Genomic DNA, 14,820 nt, shown 5'->3' with positions numbered 1-14,820 from the left:
CCCACTGCGTTTCTGGCCTGCGGACTGATCCCGCCCTGCTGGGTTGATCACTTGGGGGGAGGCAGCTTGCGGCCGACAACGGTGACGTCGCCAGCACGCTGCCTCCCACAATCATCTGACGGACTTGCAACACTTGATGCAGACAGAGCCAATGAATTCGCTCCTGCGCGTCAACCCTCGCCGCGCAACGCCTTGAGTTTGTCGGTCACGCCCTGCGCGCTCTGCTCACCCAGCAACTGCGCACGCATCTTGCCTTTGTCGTCGATGATGTAGGTCACCGGAAGTGCTTCGGAAGGCGGCAGGTTGTAGCGTTCGGCCGGGTCCTGGGCCAGGACGGTGAATTTGATTCCCAGGGCATTGGAAGCATTTTTCAGGTCATCACCCTGCAGATTGTCGAAATTGACACCCAGCACGCTGACCTTCTTGTCCTTGAGCTGCTCGGACAAGTGATTGAACTCGGGAATCTCGGTACGGCACGGGCCACACCATTCGGCCCAGTAGTTAATCACCAGCCAATGGTTGTCGATGCGCTCGCTGGACACCTTCTGGCCGTTCTGGTCAACACCCAGATCCGCACCACAACCGCTCAACAGCAAACTGCCGACAAACATCGCTACCGCTGCCAATCGCCTCGCCATCTGTGCTTCCTTCCTCGACTTTCTCTATAAACGGTTCACCGATATGCGCCCGATCATGTCGACCAACGCAATCACGCAGGTAGAATACGCGCCACTCTAGGCAAGATGCGACCTGCAAATGACTGATCTGAAGCTTTATCACAACCCGCGCTGCTCGAAATCCCGCGGCGCGCTGGAACTGCTGCAGGCCCGTGGCCTGACTCCCGACGTCGTTCTGTACCTCGAAACCCCGCCGGACGCTGCACAATTGCGCGACCTGCTGGCAAAGCTGGGAATTGGCCCGCGGCAATTGCTGCGCAGCGGCGAAGATGACTACAAGGCCCTGAATCTGGCAGACCCGAGCCTGAGCGACGAGCAACTGATCGCTGCCATGGTCTCGCACCCCAAACTGATCGAGCGGCCGATTCTGGTCGCAGGCGACAAGGCAGTGATCGGTCGCCCTCCGGAAAACATACTGGAGCTATTGCCATGAGCACGCCCTACATTCTGGTTCTGTTCTACAGCCGCAACGGTTCCACCAGCGAGATGGCCCGCCAGATCGCACGCGGCATCGAAATGGGTGGCATGGAAGCACGGCTGCGCACCGTACCCGCCATTTCCGCCGACTGCGAAGCCACCGCACCGCAGATTCCGGAAAACGGTGCCCTGTATGCCACGCTGGACGACCTGAAGAACTGCTCCGGCCTGGCGCTGGGCAGCCCGACCCGCTTCGGCAACATGGCTGCGCCGCTCAAGTACTTTCTGGACGGCACCAGCAACCTGTGGCTGACCGGTGCCCTGGTGGGCAAACCGGCCAGCGTGTTCACCTCCACCGCCAGCCTGCATGGCGGCCAGGAAACCACGCTGATGTCGATGCTGTTGCCCTTGCTGCACCACGGCATGCTGGTCATGGGGCTGCCTTACAGCGAAGCCGCCTTGCTGGAAACCGCCGGTGGCGGCACGCCTTATGGGGCCAGCCATCATGCCGGGGCTGACGGCAAGCGGCCGCTGGATCGCCATGAAACCGAACTGTGCCGTGCCCTTGGCCAGCGTCTGGCGAAAACCGCGCTGCAACTGGAGACGCCGCGTGGCTAAAAAGCCCAGAGTGCTGCCACCCAGAGAATGGCTGGAACCACGGGTACGCATCAGCCGGGTCGCGAGCCTGATCTGCTTTCTGGGCATGATCGCCCTGCTGTCGGTGTATTACCTGTTTATCGCCGACCTGCATGGTGCCCGCCCCCCGGTGATCCTGGCCATCGAACTGCTGCCCCTGCTGTTGCTGGCACCCGGCATGTTGCAAGGTAAACCGCGCGGGCATTCCTGGACCTGTTTTGTCATCAACCTGTATTTCATCAAAGGCGCCATTGCCGCCTTCGACCCGAACCGCTGGCTGTTCGGCGTGTTGGAAATGCTTGCCAGCGTGGCGGTATTCATCAGCGCATTGCTGTATGTTCGCTGGCGATCGCAACTTGACCGCACCGACCAGATAATGCCGATCAGTTAAGGTCATAAATCACTTTGTGGGAGGCAGCTTGCTGGCGACTTCAGCGTACAAACGCAGAATATTTGCCGGTTTCGCCAGCAAGCTGCCTCCTACAAATTTGTGTGTGACTGATCCCACCTGCTAATGGAGAACCGATGCACGATTACAAATGGTTGAACGAATACTGTCTGAACCGTTTCGGCTCCGCCAAGGCACTGGAGGCGCTGTTGCCGGTGCCGCATACGCCGAAGCAACTGATGACTTTCGGCGATGATCGCTATCTGTCGACCATGGCCCTGCGGGTGTTTCGGGCTGGCCTGAAGCACAGTCTGGTAGATGCCAAATGGCCTGCGTTCGAGGAAGTATTCTTTCGCTTCGATCCGGAAAAAGTCGTGCTGATGGGGGCCGACCATCTGGAGCGGCTGATGCAGGACACTCGCATCATTCGCCATCTGGGCAAGCTCAAGAGCGTGCCGCGCAATGCGCAATTGATTCTGGATATCGCCCAGGAACACGGCAGTTTCGCCAGATTCATCGCCGACTGGCCGGTCGATGACATCACCGGCCTGTGGCAATACCTGGCCAAACACGGCAATCAGATGGGCGGGCTCTCAGCGCCGCGCTTCCTGCGCATGGTGGGCAAGGACACCTTTATCCCGAGCCAGGATGTGGTGGCTGCCCTGAACGCGCAGAACATCGTCGATAAAGTACCGACCAGCAAGCGCGATCAGGCAATAGTGCAGGATGCGTTCAATCAGTGGCATGCCCAGAGCGGGCGGCCGATGTGCCAGCTCTCGGCGATGCTGGCCTTCACCGTCAACCACTGATTCCGGTCAGATATTCACCACATTGACGAACCGTGAGGCTGCGGTTTCGTCCATGCGCAGGCTGGTGAAGTCGAACAGGTTGCGGTCGGCCAGTTGCGAGGGGTGAACGTTCTGCAAGGCGCGGAAGATGCTTTCGGTACGGCCGGGCGTCTTGCGCTCCCACTCGATGAGCATTTCCTTGACCACCTGGCGCTGCAGGTTTTCCTGGGAGCCGCACAGGTTGCACGGGATGATCGGGAATTCCTTGAAATCCGAATACGCCTGAATGTCCTTCTCATGGCAGTAAGCCAGTGGACGGATCACCACGTTGCGGCCATCGTCGGAACGCAGCTTGGGCGGCATGGCCTTGAGCGAACCGTTGAAGAACATGTTGAGAAAGAAGGTTTCGACGATATCGTCGCGGTGATGCCCCAGCGCCATTTTGGTAGCACCGATTTCATCGGCGAAGGTATACAAGGTGCCACGACGCAGGCGCGAGCACAGCGAGCACGTGGTCTTGCCTTCCGGAACCAGCTCCTTGACCACCGAATAGGTGTCCTTTTCGACGATGTGGTACTCGATGCCCAGGGTGGCCAGATAGGCCGGCAGCACATGCTCCGGGAAACCGGGCTGCTTCTGGTCCATGTTCACGGCAACGATCTCGAACTTGATCGGCGCGACCTTCTGCAGGTGCATCAGTACGTCGAGCATGGTGTAGCTGTCCTTGCCACCGGATAGACAGACCATCACCTTGTCGCCATCTTCAATCATGTTGAAGTCGGTAACCGCTTCGCCGGCCAGCCGACGCAGGCGTTTCTGCAGTTTGTTCTGATTGACTGAAAGGGTGCCCATGATGCTGGTGGTATCCGCTGGTGACTTCGGGGAAAAGGCGGCCATTTTACGCACAACCTGCGGATGGTTAAACCATTGGCTTATCGAACACCGCTATTAACAGCCCCCGACAAATCGCCAAACACTCTAAGCCTGCCATTCCCGGCCCGGGCATGCTTTCTATACTGCGTGATGAGGTCGCATTTCAGGCTTGTGGCCTTCAATCCACAAGATGGAGGAGTCACCCTATGATCCATCACGTATGGGGACTGTTCACGCATCCCGATCGGGAATGGAAGCAGATACGTGGCGAAGAAGAAAGCATTGGCCACATGTACCTCACTCACACCCTGATCCTGGCCGCGATTCCTGCAGTTTCCGCTTATATCGGCACGACCCAGATCGGCTGGGCCATCGGAGATCGGCCGTCGGTGATGCTTACCCATGGCAGCGCGCTGGGAATGACGCTCATGTCATACATTTCCATGCTGCTGGGCGTGGCGGTGATGGGTGGTTTCATTCACTGGATGGCCCGCACCTACGACGCCACGCCAACCCTGGCCCAGTGTGTCGCGTTCGCGACCTATACGGCCACGCCCCTGTTCATCGGCGGACTGGCAGCGCTGTATCCCCATATGTGGCTGGGGATGCTGGTGGGAACTGCGGCCATTTGCTACACGGTTTACCTGCTCTATGTCGGCCTGCCGACCTTCATGGACATTCCCGAAGAAGAAGGCTTCATGTTTTCCAGCTCCGTCCTGGCCGTGGGTCTGGTGGTGCTGGTGGCGATCATGGCCTTTACCGTGGTGCTATGGGGCGTCGGAGTCGGCCCGCAATACACCAGTTGAACCAACGTACGGCGAGCAGTGTGCTCATGCTGCCCGCCGTGCCGACCGACCATCCGGCAGTCGGGGTTGTCAGCACGCCCCCGCATTACGGCATACTTGGCGCATCTGGAGAGCCACACAGCATGCCCGAGCAACTCAATTCCCGCGTAGAAACCTGTTACCAGCAAGCCGAAGCCTTTTTCAAACGCACCTTCAAACGCCCGGTCGTCAGCCTCAAGCTGCGCGGCCAGAAAGCCGGTGTCGCCCACCTGCACGAGAACATGCTGCGCTTCAACCCGAAGCTGTACCGGGAAAATACCGAAGACTTCCTGCGCCAGACAGTGCCCCACGAAGTCGCCCACATGATTGCCCATCAGCTGTTCGGGGACCGCATCCAGCCCCATGGCGAAGAATGGCAACTGATCATGCGTGGCGTATACGAACTGCCGCCCAACCGCTGCCATACCTACGCCATCGAACGACGCAGCGTGACCCGCTATATCTATCGCTGCCCCTGCGCCGACAGCGACTTCCCGTTCTCGGCCCAGCGCCACAACATGGTTTCCAAGGGCCGCCGCTACCTGTGCCGCCGCTGCCGCCAGACGCTGGTTTTCAGCGGGGAGACCCGGGTGGAGTAATACCCCGCCCGGCAAAAACAGCGCCCATAAAAAAACCCATCCGAAGATGGGTTTTTTATCATTCAGCGCGTGTCAGACAGTCTTGCCAGTGTCGACAGGAGCCGGGCCTTCAGCGACACCCAGGTCATCTTCATGACGGGTTTCGACGATTGCCGAACCACCGGAAGCCAGCTCAGCCTGCAGCTTGTCGTTGTCCAGCTCGCCAACCCACTTGGCAACAACCAGAGTCGCGACAGCGTTACCGACCAGGTTGGTCAGGGCGCGGGCTTCGGACATGAAGCGGTCGATACCCAGGATCAGCGCCAGACCGGCAACCGGCAGGTGGCCGACGGCCGACAGGGTTGCAGCCAGAACGATGAAGCCACTACCGGTCACGCCAGCAGCACCTTTGGAGGACAGCAGCAGCACCAGCAACAGGGTGATCTGGTGAGTGATGTCCATCTCGGTGTTGGTCGCCTGAGCGATGAACACGGCAGCCATGGTCAGGTAGATCGAGGTACCGTCCAGGTTGAAGGAGTAACCGGTTGGAATCACCAGACCGACGACCGACTTCTGTGCACCCAGGCGCTCCATCTTGATCAGCATGCGTGGCAGTGCCGATTCGGAAGAGGAAGTACCCAGTACGATCAGCAGCTCTTCACGGATGTAGCGGATCACCTTGGAGATGGTGAAACCGTGCGCACGGCAGATGGCGCCCAGTACCAGCATCACGAACAGGAAGCAGGTGATGTAGAAGCAGATCATCAACTGACCGAGCTGCACCAGAGTACCCACACCGTAGGCGCCGATGGTGAAGGCCATGGCACCGAACGCACCGATAGGCGCCAGCTTCATGATCATGTTGATGATGTTGAACATCACATGAGCGAAGCGATCGATGAAGTCCAGGATCGGACGGCCGTAGGCACCCAGGCGATGCAGGGCGAAGCCGAAGATCACCGAGAACATCAGCACTTGCAGGATGTCGCCGTTGGCGAAGGCGCCGACGATGGTGTTCGGAATCACGTTGAGGATAAAGCCGACGATGCTCTGGTCTTTACCGGCAGTGACATAGGCAGCGATCTTGGAAGCATCCAGAGTGCTGACGTCGATATTCATGCCAACACCTGGCTTGACGACGTTGACCACTACCAGACCGATGACCAGGGCCAGGGTCGAGACGATCTCGAAGTACAACAGTGCGTAGCCACCGGTCTTGCCGACCGATTTCATGTTCTGCATGCCCGCGATACCGCTGACGACCGTACAGAAGATGATGGGGGCGATGACCATTTTGATCAGTTTGATGAACCCGTCACCCAGCGGCTTCAATGCCTTGCCGGTATCGGGGTAGAAGTGGCCGATCAGGATACCGATAACAATCGCTACGATTACCTGAAAGTACAGAGTTTTGTAGAAGGGCTGACGAGTCGTCATTGTTGTTATCCTCAAGGGCGTCGTCGGCATCTCACCTGATGCACGCGAGCCTATAAAGCACTAACCCTCCTGCACTGGAGGGATTTGTTGTGTCGAGTTTGCGCAGGGCAGTTCTCTACGACGACAAGTAGCAAGCCGCGTGCCACTCCCGGAAAAAATCTCCCTGAGCCCGACTTACAAGGCGTCGCTGTATAAACAGTAGTATGAAAAGGCCATGATGGTGGCGGTTTTCCGCCGATCGAGAATAAAAAAACCGAAAGGGTGGCGGGTATCCGCCTACTCAAATACTGAGTGGGAGGCGGAGCACCGTCACGCCAGAAAATGAATCCTGAACACCGCACCGCCCAGCGGCGAATCGCCCAGTGTCAGTCGCGCGCTGTAGCTTTCGATGATGTCCTTGACCACCGCCAGCCCGATGCCCTGCCCCGGATTCTGTCGGTCCAGTCGCTCGCCGCGCTCCAGAATGCGGGCTCGCTGGCGCAGGGGAATGCCGGGGCCGTCGTCCTCGACGCACAATTCGTCACCCGTTGCAGATGACTGAAAACTGACTCTGACTTCCCCGAGACAGAGCCGGTAAGCGTTCTCCAGCAGATTGCCGAGCATTTCCAGCAAGGCGCCCTCCTCCATCGGCACCTGACAGTGCTCGGGCAGGTCCAGCGTGACCTTGACCTGCTTGTCGCGGTAAACCTTGTCCAGAGTGTTGCACAGGCTTTCGACCACCGGGCGCAGCATCACGTGATGCCGGACCAGACCGCTCTTGCGCAGGCTGGCGCGCTGCAACTGATAACCGATCTGCTGACTCATGCGCTCGATCTGCGATTGCAGGACCCGCGCCTGCTCCACGTCTTCGGGACGCTTGGCGATGTTCTCGCTGACACCCTGCAGCACTGCCAGCGGCGTTTTCAGGCTATGGGCCAGGTCGTCCAGAGAATCGCGATAGCGAATGCGCTGCTCGCGCTCACTGCGCAGCAGACGGTTCAAAGAGTCGGTAAGGCGCAGCAGTTCACTGGGGTGTTCTTCACTCAGGCTGTCACGGGCACCGGCTTCCACCTGATCCAGTTCCTGACTCAGGCCCTTGAGCGCACGCAGGCCCCAGGTCAGCCCCAGCCACAAAAGCCCCAGCAACACCAGCAAGGCACCGCCGAAGCCCAGGTAAAGTTTTTTCCGCAGATCGGCAATGGTTTCCTGATAATCGCGCAAAGGTTGCACGGCCACGATACTGAACGCCGCATTGCGACCGCCCAACAGACGGATCTCGGCGTCATAGACGAAATACTCGTCGCCGTTGGCTTCCTTGATCTTGGAAAACAGACTGCCCTGCCCGTCATAGTGCGGGCGGTATTTGATGTTTTCACCTTCAGTGCCCAGCGAACGCCAGACCAGTTGTCCCTGAAGGTTATAGATGTAGCCCAGCAAGCGACTGCCGGGCAGATTGAACTGCTCGCTGGGCAGCAGCGATGGCATCAGCAGGCGTCCGTCTTCGACACGTGCCGCCGAGATCATGGTGGTTACATCCGCCGCCAGACGCTGCTCGATTGCGCCGCGCAATGCCAGACTGAATGCGCCCTGCAAGGCGGGCAGCATCAGCAACATGAAAATCACCGCCAGGGTTGCGGCGGCCAGCATCAGACGCAGGCGCAGCGAACGAATCATGTACAGCGCTCGGTGAACAGATACCCCATGCCACGCACCGTATCGATAGGTTTGAACGCCACGGCACCTTCCAGCTTGCGCCGCAGGCGACCGACCAGCACTTCGATCACATTCGGATCGCGCTCATCGTCGTCGGGATACAACTGCTCCATCAGGCGCTCCTTGGGCACCACCTGCTGATGATGAAGCATCAGGTATTCGAGAATCCGATATTCATAGGCCGTCAGCGACAATGGCTGCTCGGCCAGCGCGGCCTGCTTGCGGTTGAGGTCCAGCAGCAACGGGCCGGCAGTGATGGTCGACTGAATGAAACCGCTGGAACGCCGCAGCAGGGCGTTGAGTCGCGCTTCCAGTTCCTCGAACTGAAACGGCTTGACCACATAATCGTCCGCACCGGCGGCCAGGCCTTCGACCTTGTCCTGCCAGTTGCCGCGGGCGGTGAGGATCAGGATCGGAAACGCCTTGCCCTGGGCACGCAACTGGCGAATGAGATCCAGGCCGCCAATGCCCGGCAAGCCGAGATCGATCACGGCCAGATCGTGATTGAACTGGCCGACCTGATACAGCGCCTCTTCGGCATTGGCCACGGCTTCCACCACATGACCGGCTTCGGTCAGGCGGGTCCACAAGTGATGGCGCAGCAGTGCTTCATCCTCGACCACCAACAACTTCATGTAGCTCCCCCTAAGACAGATAATGAAACGACATCGCCGAATCGGTACTCGACAGCCTGGCGCTCAAGGGCAAACGCTGTGTGACATCATATCCGCCCAGCAGGACTTGCCGGCTGACAGATACGCCATTGTAGGTGCCCGAGAGACTGCCATAAATAGCCGGCGAATAAAGCGCCCCCGTTGCACCGCCCAGAGACTCCTGCTGCCCCATGCCATGACTCCAGCCGTTGGCATCGTCGAGTCGTTCACTGGTCTTGCCGAACTCGATACGCGCCGGCTCCAGTCGACCGTCACCGGCCTGTGCCGCAGCACTGCCACCCAGAAAAGCCAACGCCAGGAACAACTTGTTGAGGTTCAACATACGGACTCCTTTTGCGCTCGGGGACGCTGTCAAAGTACGATTTCACAGTAGCCCCCGGGGCCTGAACTGTTACTGAACGCGCTCTGAACCTGCGCTGAACACAAATGCAGGATAAAAAGACCGAATCGTCTAAGCTGTGCCCTTTAATTCCCTCCCCCTGCTAGAAGGAACTGAACATGCGTGTGTGGATTGCGTTGATCATGATGAGCCTGACCGGCCTGACCCAGGCAGCGGTCAAGACCGAACAGATCGACTACCAGAGTGCCGACGGCACCAGACTGGTGGGTTACTACGCCTACGACGACGCAATCAAGGGCCAGCGCCCCGGCGTTCTGGTGGTTCACGAATGGTGGGGGCTGAACGACTACGCCAAGCGTCGCGCCCGTGATCTGGCAGCTCTGGGTTACAGCGCCATGGCCATCGACATGTACGGCGAAGGCAAGAACACCGAACACCCCAAGGATGCCATGGCGTTCATGCAGGCTGCACTCAAGGACAGCGACGCTGCCAACAAGCGTTTCGATGCAGGCCTTGAACAATTGAAGAAACAGCCGCAGACCAACCCCGCCAAGATCGCTGCCATCGGCTACTGCTTCGGCGGCAAGATCGTGCTCGATGCGGCACGTCGCGGCGAACCGCTGGCGGGCGTGGTGAGCTTCCATGGCGCGCTGGTCACCAACACCCCGGCAAAACCGGGCATCAAGGTTCCGATGCTGGTCGAGCATGGTGCCAAGGACAGCATGGTCACGCCCGAAAACGTTGCTGCCTTCAAGAAGGAAATGGACGACGCCAAGGCCGACTACAAATTCGTCAGCATCGACGGCGCGAAACACGGCTTCACCAACCCCGACGCCGACCGCCTGAGCCACGGCGACCATGGCGGCCCGGACATCGGTTACGACAAGGCTGCCGACCAGAGTTCCTGGGCAGACATGCAGGCGTTCTTCAAGAAAATATTTGGTTGATCCCTGTGGGAGACAGCTTGCTGGCGACGTGGCCTGTACATCAGATCACGCACCATCGCCAGCAAGCCGCCTCCTGCACATCCTGCATTTCCAGGCCCAGCTTGAACATCCGGAACAATGCCGCACATGACTCGCCCCTCGACACACCCCACCTGCTGCTCCGAACCCACCCGACACTGGCCACTGCCACAGGCGGTGCCGGGGGCGGTATTGGTCAGCAGTCATTTCGATCCGCAAAAACTGGCCGAAGGTGATTTTCAGCGCTGCGCTATCGCACCACCTGCCAGCATCCAGCGCTCGGTCGCCAAGCGTCAGGCAGAGTTCCTCGCCGGTCGGCTCTGTGCCCGCGAAGCCCTGCGCCAGCTCGACGAACGTCTGTACGTGCCCACCATCGGCGAAGATCGTGCGCCGATCTGGCCCGGCGATATCAGCGGCTCCATCACCCACAGCACCGGCTGGGCCGCCGCCATCGTTGCGCAAAGACAGCAATGGCGCGGACTGGGGCTGGATACCGAAAACCTGTTGAGTACCGAGCGCGCCACACGACTGGCCGGGGAAATCCTCACTGCCGATGAACTGGCCGCCATGGCCGCAGGGCCGGAAGAAGACATCGCGCTACGTGTCACTCTGACCTTCTCGATCAAGGAAGCGTTGTTCAAGGCGCTCTACCCCATCGTGCAAAAGCGCTTCTATTTTGAAGACGCGCAACTGCTGGAATGGTCGCAGGACGGCAGCGTGCGTCTGCGCCTGTTGATGGACCTGTCCAGTGAATGGCACAGCGGCAAGGAGCTGGAAGGCCAGTTCAGCCTGAACGATGAGCACTTGTTGAGTCTGGTAAGTATCCCGGCCTGAATCAGCCCGGCAACGGGCAATGCTCACAGCGCCCGACCCACTCCACCTGATAACTCAGGCAGCAGGTACGGCGTCGACGACGCTGTCCGACATGAGTCACCGCCCGAAATAGCGGATTGCGCCTGCCGTCCGGGCGCAATCGCACAGCCAGCAAAGCCTGCCCGGCCTCCAGCGACACTTCGCTGCATTCACCCAGTTGCACCAGACAACGCTCCAGATAATCGCCGGCGCTGCACCACAACACGCTGCTGGAAAGGCCGCCATACGTGCTCAGTGCATCAATGAAGGGTTGCAGGTTATCGTCCAGCAGACCGGCGAAACGCTCGAAAGGATCGACCGGCAACACCTGATACACAGCGCCCTCGCCCAACAATTTCAATCCCGTCGGCACGCCCCGTTCATCCAGCGCCAACGCCACCTGATCAAGATGCAAGGGCCAGTGCCAGCGGTAAACCAGGCTGGCCACCACCGGCGGCGCAATCACCTGCATGAAGTAATACTTGGCCCACTGCGACACCAGCACCGGCAAGTGATCGGCCATCAGCTGCGGCCCGTAAAGCCCGCTCAGCAGCGCATCCAGGGATTTTCTCTGCAGCAGGTCCGGCAATGTCCTGACCGGCCCGGGATGATCCGCCGCCAGCAGTGTCTGCCCGAACCGCTGCAGCGGGCCTGCAAACAATGCACTCATCGCGGTTCCTGAGTGCGCGGCCAGACCAGGGTGAAACAGGCACCGCCCAGGCCGGGGCTACGGTCAATGGAGGCCCGGCCTTCGTGCCAGTTGATGATTCGCCGCACAATGGACAACCCCAACCCGTGCCCGCCGGAAGCCCGGGTGCGGCTGTCATCCAGTCGCATGAAAGGCGTGAAGATCTGCTCCCAGGCACTTTCCGGCACACCGGGGCCATCGTCTTCGACATCGAGACGGCAGCACCCCGGTTCCAGTCGATAGCTGATGCTGACCTGGGATTCGGCATGGCGCATGGCGTTGCTCACCAGATTCTGCACGGCACGGTGCAAGTAGCGCGGCTCGGCATCGACCCATGCCGATTCGCCCTCTCCGAGAATCACGCATTCCCCGCGCCCCACCCGGACATTGGCGCGCAGAGGTGCCAGTTCGGCGATCACCTGATTGATCAGCAGATCCAGATCGATACGCTGGAAATTCAGAGTCGGCGCACCCTGCTCCAGTCGCGCATAGGTCAGCATCTCGTCCACCAGCTTGTCGAGATCCTGAATATCGTTGTCCATGCCGTTCATGTACTTGTTGCGCGCCTCCGGAGTGGTGGCGTCGCGGATCATCTCCAGGCCGAAACGCAGGCGCGATACCGGAGTGCGCAGTTCATGGGACACCGCACGCACCAGTTCCCGCTGGATCATCAGCGAGCGCTGCAAGTGCTCGGCCATGCTGTTGAACGCGGTCGCCAGACGCCCGATGGAATCGGAGCCCTCGGCCGGCACCCGGGTTTGCAGACTGCCTTTGGCGATCAGGCTCGCAGCAGCCTCCAGCGCCTGGACCCGTCGTTCAAGAGGCCGCACCAGCAGGTAAACCACCACGCCGATAAAGCACAGCCCCAACAACGCAATCAGCACCAGCAGTTGCGGCGGATAAGGGTTCATCTGGTACAGCGGGCCGATTTCCAGTACCCAGTTGGTGTCGACGATCCCGGACAGTACACGGATGGAATCGCCGCCCTTGCCCAGCGCCATGACCGTATCGCCTTCATAGACCCGCCGCCGCTGATCGTCGTCCAGATCGGCCTGATCCAGGGCAAGCAGTTTCAGGTCGAAGCCGAAGCCTTTGCTCACCTGCAAGGCCTGCAACCGGGCCGGTTGTTCATCGACCGGCAGGCGCACCAGTTCGTCGATCAATAAATAGATGGTCGCCCGCGCCAGTTGCTCGGTGATCTGCTGCACCTCGCCGGTCAGCAACAGATGTTCGTTATCACTGAGCTGACGATAGACCCTGGCCGCATGCGGGCCGATCTGCTCGACCACCACCTGCCCGCGCTGCAGACGGCTGCGGGCGCTGCTGTCCAGATTCGCCTGTTCGACGCTCTGCAGGCTCAGAGGAATGCCCAACAAACGCTCCCATACCGCCAGCGCACGGCGGCGCTCGATGTCGTTCAAGGGGATCAGGTTATCGGCCATCACCGTAAAAGTGCCGTGGGCCAGGCGTTCGCGGTATTGCCCGCTACGCTCCTGATTGAGCAGGTGCAGCGCCAGCACACCCAGCAACGCCACCAGTATCAGCACGCCCAGCATGCCGCCATAGATGCGCAGGAAAATGGAATTCATGGGTCAGCCGCTAAAGACAAAGCTGTTCATGTCCTGCGCCGCTTCGGGCACGAACAGATAGCCCTTGCTGCGCACTGTCTTGATCAGACGCGGATGAATCGGATCGTCGCCAATGCGCGGGCGGATGCGCGAGATGCGCACATCGATGGAACGGTCCTGACCGTCATAGCCGATGCCGCGCAAGGCCGTGAAGATCTCCTCCCGCGACAGCGTGCGCCCGGCATTGGCCACCAGCAGCCACAGCAGATCGAACTCGGCACCGGTCAACTCGATGCTCTGGTCCCGAAGCCAGGCCTCGCGCAAAGCGTTGTCCACCACCAGCGGGCCGAACACCAGACGGCGCAATTCGGCGGCTGGCACTTGCGGTGCTTCACTGCGTCGCAGCAAGGCATGGATACGCGCCAGCAACACCCTGGGATGAACCGGCTTGCAGACGAAGTCGTCAGCACCGGTGTCCAGGCCCTGGATCTGGTCGGAGTCGTCGGTACGTGCGGTGAGCATCAGGATCGGCCCGTCATAACGATCACGCACCTTGCGACAGATGCTCAGGCCGTCTTCGCCGGGAAGCATCAGGTCGAGGATCACCAGATCAGGCTGCTCGTCGATGATGCGCGCTGCCGCCAGAGCACCATTGCCCTCGATGGTGACACTCAGGCCGTTGCTCTGCAGATAATCACAGGTCAGCTCGGCCAGTCGCTGGTCGTCTTCGACGATCAGCACCTGCCAGTTTTCTTGCTCCACAGCGGCCTCCTGATTGTTGTTATGCAAGGCGGTTTCCATCGCGTCGGTGCGAGCGATTGTAGCAAGCGCGCAGACAAGCACACGACATGCCAAGGCGGCCTTGCATGATACGTTTTTTGTGATAGGGTTCGCGCCCGCAAAAATCCGCTTCGGGTCGCACCTCAATGTAAAAAACGATGACAAACGGTCCGACTCAGTAGTTATGCGGCCTACACGCAATATGGGCGATTCATACACAAACTACGCACAAGCTTATCCACAGGCTGTACGTTGCAATTGATATCCCAAACGCATTATCTTGTAGCCCGATCCGAAGCGACACCCTACATGTAGGGTTTTGTAGAGAAACCCCAACACGACTCAATCGAGAAATTCAAGCATTTTTCTTGAGCCTGCAGGGTTGAACTTTAAGACGTGTTCACAGCCCAACCGACGGTGCCAGTATCTGGCCATCCGGTACACGTATTGCAACATCAAACGAGCAATCTTCATCAGATTTCAAAGGGAGCGGAGCCATTGAGCCGTTCCCCTTTCGACTTCAAAGCCCGGGAGTGCCGATCAGACACTCCCAGCTCCGTTTTGAAGTCCCTTGCAGTCGCCCCCTTTGGCGACTGAATGCCTCAAGACGGATCGGTGGGTGGCCTTGCTGCCCCAACAAACT

Annotated in this window: 17 protein-coding genes; 8 read left to right on the top strand and 9 right to left on the bottom strand. The window is 59.6% G+C overall.

Translation table 11 applies throughout. The features are described from left to right. Nucleotides 1–170 precede the first annotated feature (170 nt). Nucleotides 171–638: a TlpA disulfide reductase family protein gene (locus JSY17_RS24950; protein ID WP_117167907.1), complete on the bottom strand. Its 468-nt coding sequence runs from the start codon at nt 636–638 to the stop codon at nt 171–173. 118 nt (nt 639–756) lie between these two features. On the opposite strand from JSY17_RS24950, the gene arsC reads away from it, so the two are divergent. The 4 genes from arsC (at nt 757) to JSY17_RS24930 (ending at nt 2,927) form a co-directional block, all read left to right on the top strand. Then, nucleotides 757–1,110, top strand: coding sequence for an arsenate reductase (glutaredoxin) (arsC, locus tag JSY17_RS24945; RefSeq protein ID WP_206403291.1), 354 nt, complete (start codon nt 757–759; stop codon nt 1,108–1,110). Beyond that, nucleotides 1,107–1,712, top strand: coding sequence for an NAD(P)H:quinone oxidoreductase (gene wrbA / locus JSY17_RS24940; protein ID WP_117167905.1), 606 nt, complete (start codon nt 1,107–1,109; stop codon nt 1,710–1,712). Before arsC ends, wrbA begins: the two co-directional genes overlap by 4 nt. After that, on the top strand, nt 1,705–2,121 hold the full coding sequence (locus JSY17_RS24935) for a DUF2069 domain-containing protein (RefSeq protein WP_206403290.1): 417 nt from the start codon (nt 1,705–1,707) through the stop codon (nt 2,119–2,121). The genes wrbA and JSY17_RS24935 overlap by 8 nt, the downstream gene beginning before the upstream one ends. A gap of 134 nt (nt 2,122–2,255) precedes the next feature. Further along, nucleotides 2,256–2,927 (top strand): DNA-3-methyladenine glycosylase I, encoded by a 672-nt coding sequence (locus JSY17_RS24930; RefSeq protein WP_206403289.1) that lies wholly within the window; start codon nt 2,256–2,258, stop codon nt 2,925–2,927. Between the two features lie 6 nt (nt 2,928–2,933). Here the strand turns inward: JSY17_RS24930 and ttcA are convergent, their stop codons facing one another. Next, entirely contained in the window at nt 2,934–3,758 is an 825-nt protein-coding gene (gene ttcA / locus JSY17_RS24925) for a tRNA 2-thiocytidine(32) synthetase TtcA (RefSeq protein ID WP_025261351.1), read from the bottom strand. Between the two features lie 227 nt (nt 3,759–3,985). Between ttcA and JSY17_RS24920 the strand changes: the two genes are divergently transcribed. Both JSY17_RS24920 and JSY17_RS24915 read left to right on the top strand, forming a co-directional pair. Next, a complete protein-coding gene (locus tag JSY17_RS24920) occupies nt 3,986–4,585 on the top strand; it encodes a Yip1 family protein (protein WP_117167902.1) in 600 nt (199 codons plus the stop codon). Between the two features lie 122 nt (nt 4,586–4,707). Beyond that, a complete protein-coding gene (locus JSY17_RS24915; protein ID WP_201015401.1) occupies nt 4,708–5,202 on the top strand; it encodes a SprT family zinc-dependent metalloprotease in 495 nt (164 codons plus the stop codon). A gap of 72 nt (nt 5,203–5,274) precedes the next feature. Here the strand turns inward: JSY17_RS24915 and JSY17_RS24910 are convergent, their stop codons facing one another. The 4 genes from JSY17_RS24910 to JSY17_RS24895 form a co-directional block, all read right to left on the bottom strand. Beyond that, complete coding sequence (locus JSY17_RS24910) at nt 5,275–6,618, bottom strand: dicarboxylate/amino acid:cation symporter (RefSeq protein WP_117181079.1); 1,344 nt, start codon at nt 6,616–6,618, stop codon at nt 5,275–5,277. A gap of 309 nt (nt 6,619–6,927) precedes the next feature. Then, nucleotides 6,928–8,271 carry an ATP-binding protein gene (locus tag JSY17_RS24905; RefSeq protein ID WP_117181078.1) on the bottom strand — a complete coding sequence of 448 codons (1,344 nt, stop codon included), beginning with the start codon at nt 8,269–8,271 and terminating at the stop codon, nt 6,928–6,930. Next, nucleotides 8,268–8,945, bottom strand: a complete 678-nt coding sequence (locus JSY17_RS24900) for a response regulator (protein WP_117166158.1) — start codon at nt 8,943–8,945, stop codon at nt 8,268–8,270. The genes JSY17_RS24905 and JSY17_RS24900 overlap by 4 nt, the downstream gene beginning before the upstream one ends. A gap of 10 nt (nt 8,946–8,955) precedes the next feature. Then, the gene (locus JSY17_RS24895; RefSeq protein ID WP_117185130.1) at nt 8,956–9,306 is read right to left on the bottom strand and encodes a hypothetical protein; all 351 of its coding nucleotides are present in this window, start codon (nt 9,304–9,306) and stop codon (nt 8,956–8,958) included. A gap of 176 nt (nt 9,307–9,482) precedes the next feature. Here JSY17_RS24895 and JSY17_RS24890 point away from each other — a divergent pair, with 176 nt between their 5' ends. Next, on the top strand, nt 9,483–10,271 hold the full coding sequence (locus JSY17_RS24890; RefSeq protein ID WP_122370671.1) for a dienelactone hydrolase family protein: 789 nt from the start codon (nt 9,483–9,485) through the stop codon (nt 10,269–10,271). 126 nt (nt 10,272–10,397) lie between these two features. After that, entirely contained in the window at nt 10,398–11,123 is a 726-nt protein-coding gene (locus JSY17_RS24885; RefSeq protein WP_205417921.1) for a 4'-phosphopantetheinyl transferase family protein, read from the top strand. Between the two features lies 1 nt (nt 11,124). On the opposite strand, the gene fhuF is transcribed toward JSY17_RS24885, so the two are convergent. The 3 genes from fhuF to JSY17_RS24870 are packed head-to-tail and all read right to left on the bottom strand — an operon-like array spanning nt 11,125 to nt 14,159. Next, a complete protein-coding gene (fhuF, locus tag JSY17_RS24880; protein ID WP_117181074.1) occupies nt 11,125–11,850 on the bottom strand; it encodes a siderophore-iron reductase FhuF in 726 nt (241 codons plus the stop codon). Beyond that, nucleotides 11,808–13,418, bottom strand: a complete 1,611-nt coding sequence (locus tag JSY17_RS24875; protein ID WP_117181073.1) for an ATP-binding protein — start codon at nt 13,416–13,418, stop codon at nt 11,808–11,810. Before JSY17_RS24875 ends, fhuF begins: the two co-directional genes overlap by 43 nt. A 3-nt stretch (nt 13,419–13,421) precedes the next feature. Beyond that, entirely contained in the window at nt 13,422–14,159 is a 738-nt protein-coding gene (locus JSY17_RS24870) for a response regulator (RefSeq protein WP_206403293.1), read from the bottom strand. Between the last annotated feature and the right edge of the window lie 661 nt (nt 14,160–14,820).

It is taken from the genome of Pseudomonas capsici, assembly GCF_017165765.1.
GTDB lineage: Bacteria > Pseudomonadota > Gammaproteobacteria > Pseudomonadales > Pseudomonadaceae > Aquipseudomonas > Aquipseudomonas capsici.
This window is presented reverse-complemented; position numbering and strand designations above follow the sequence as displayed.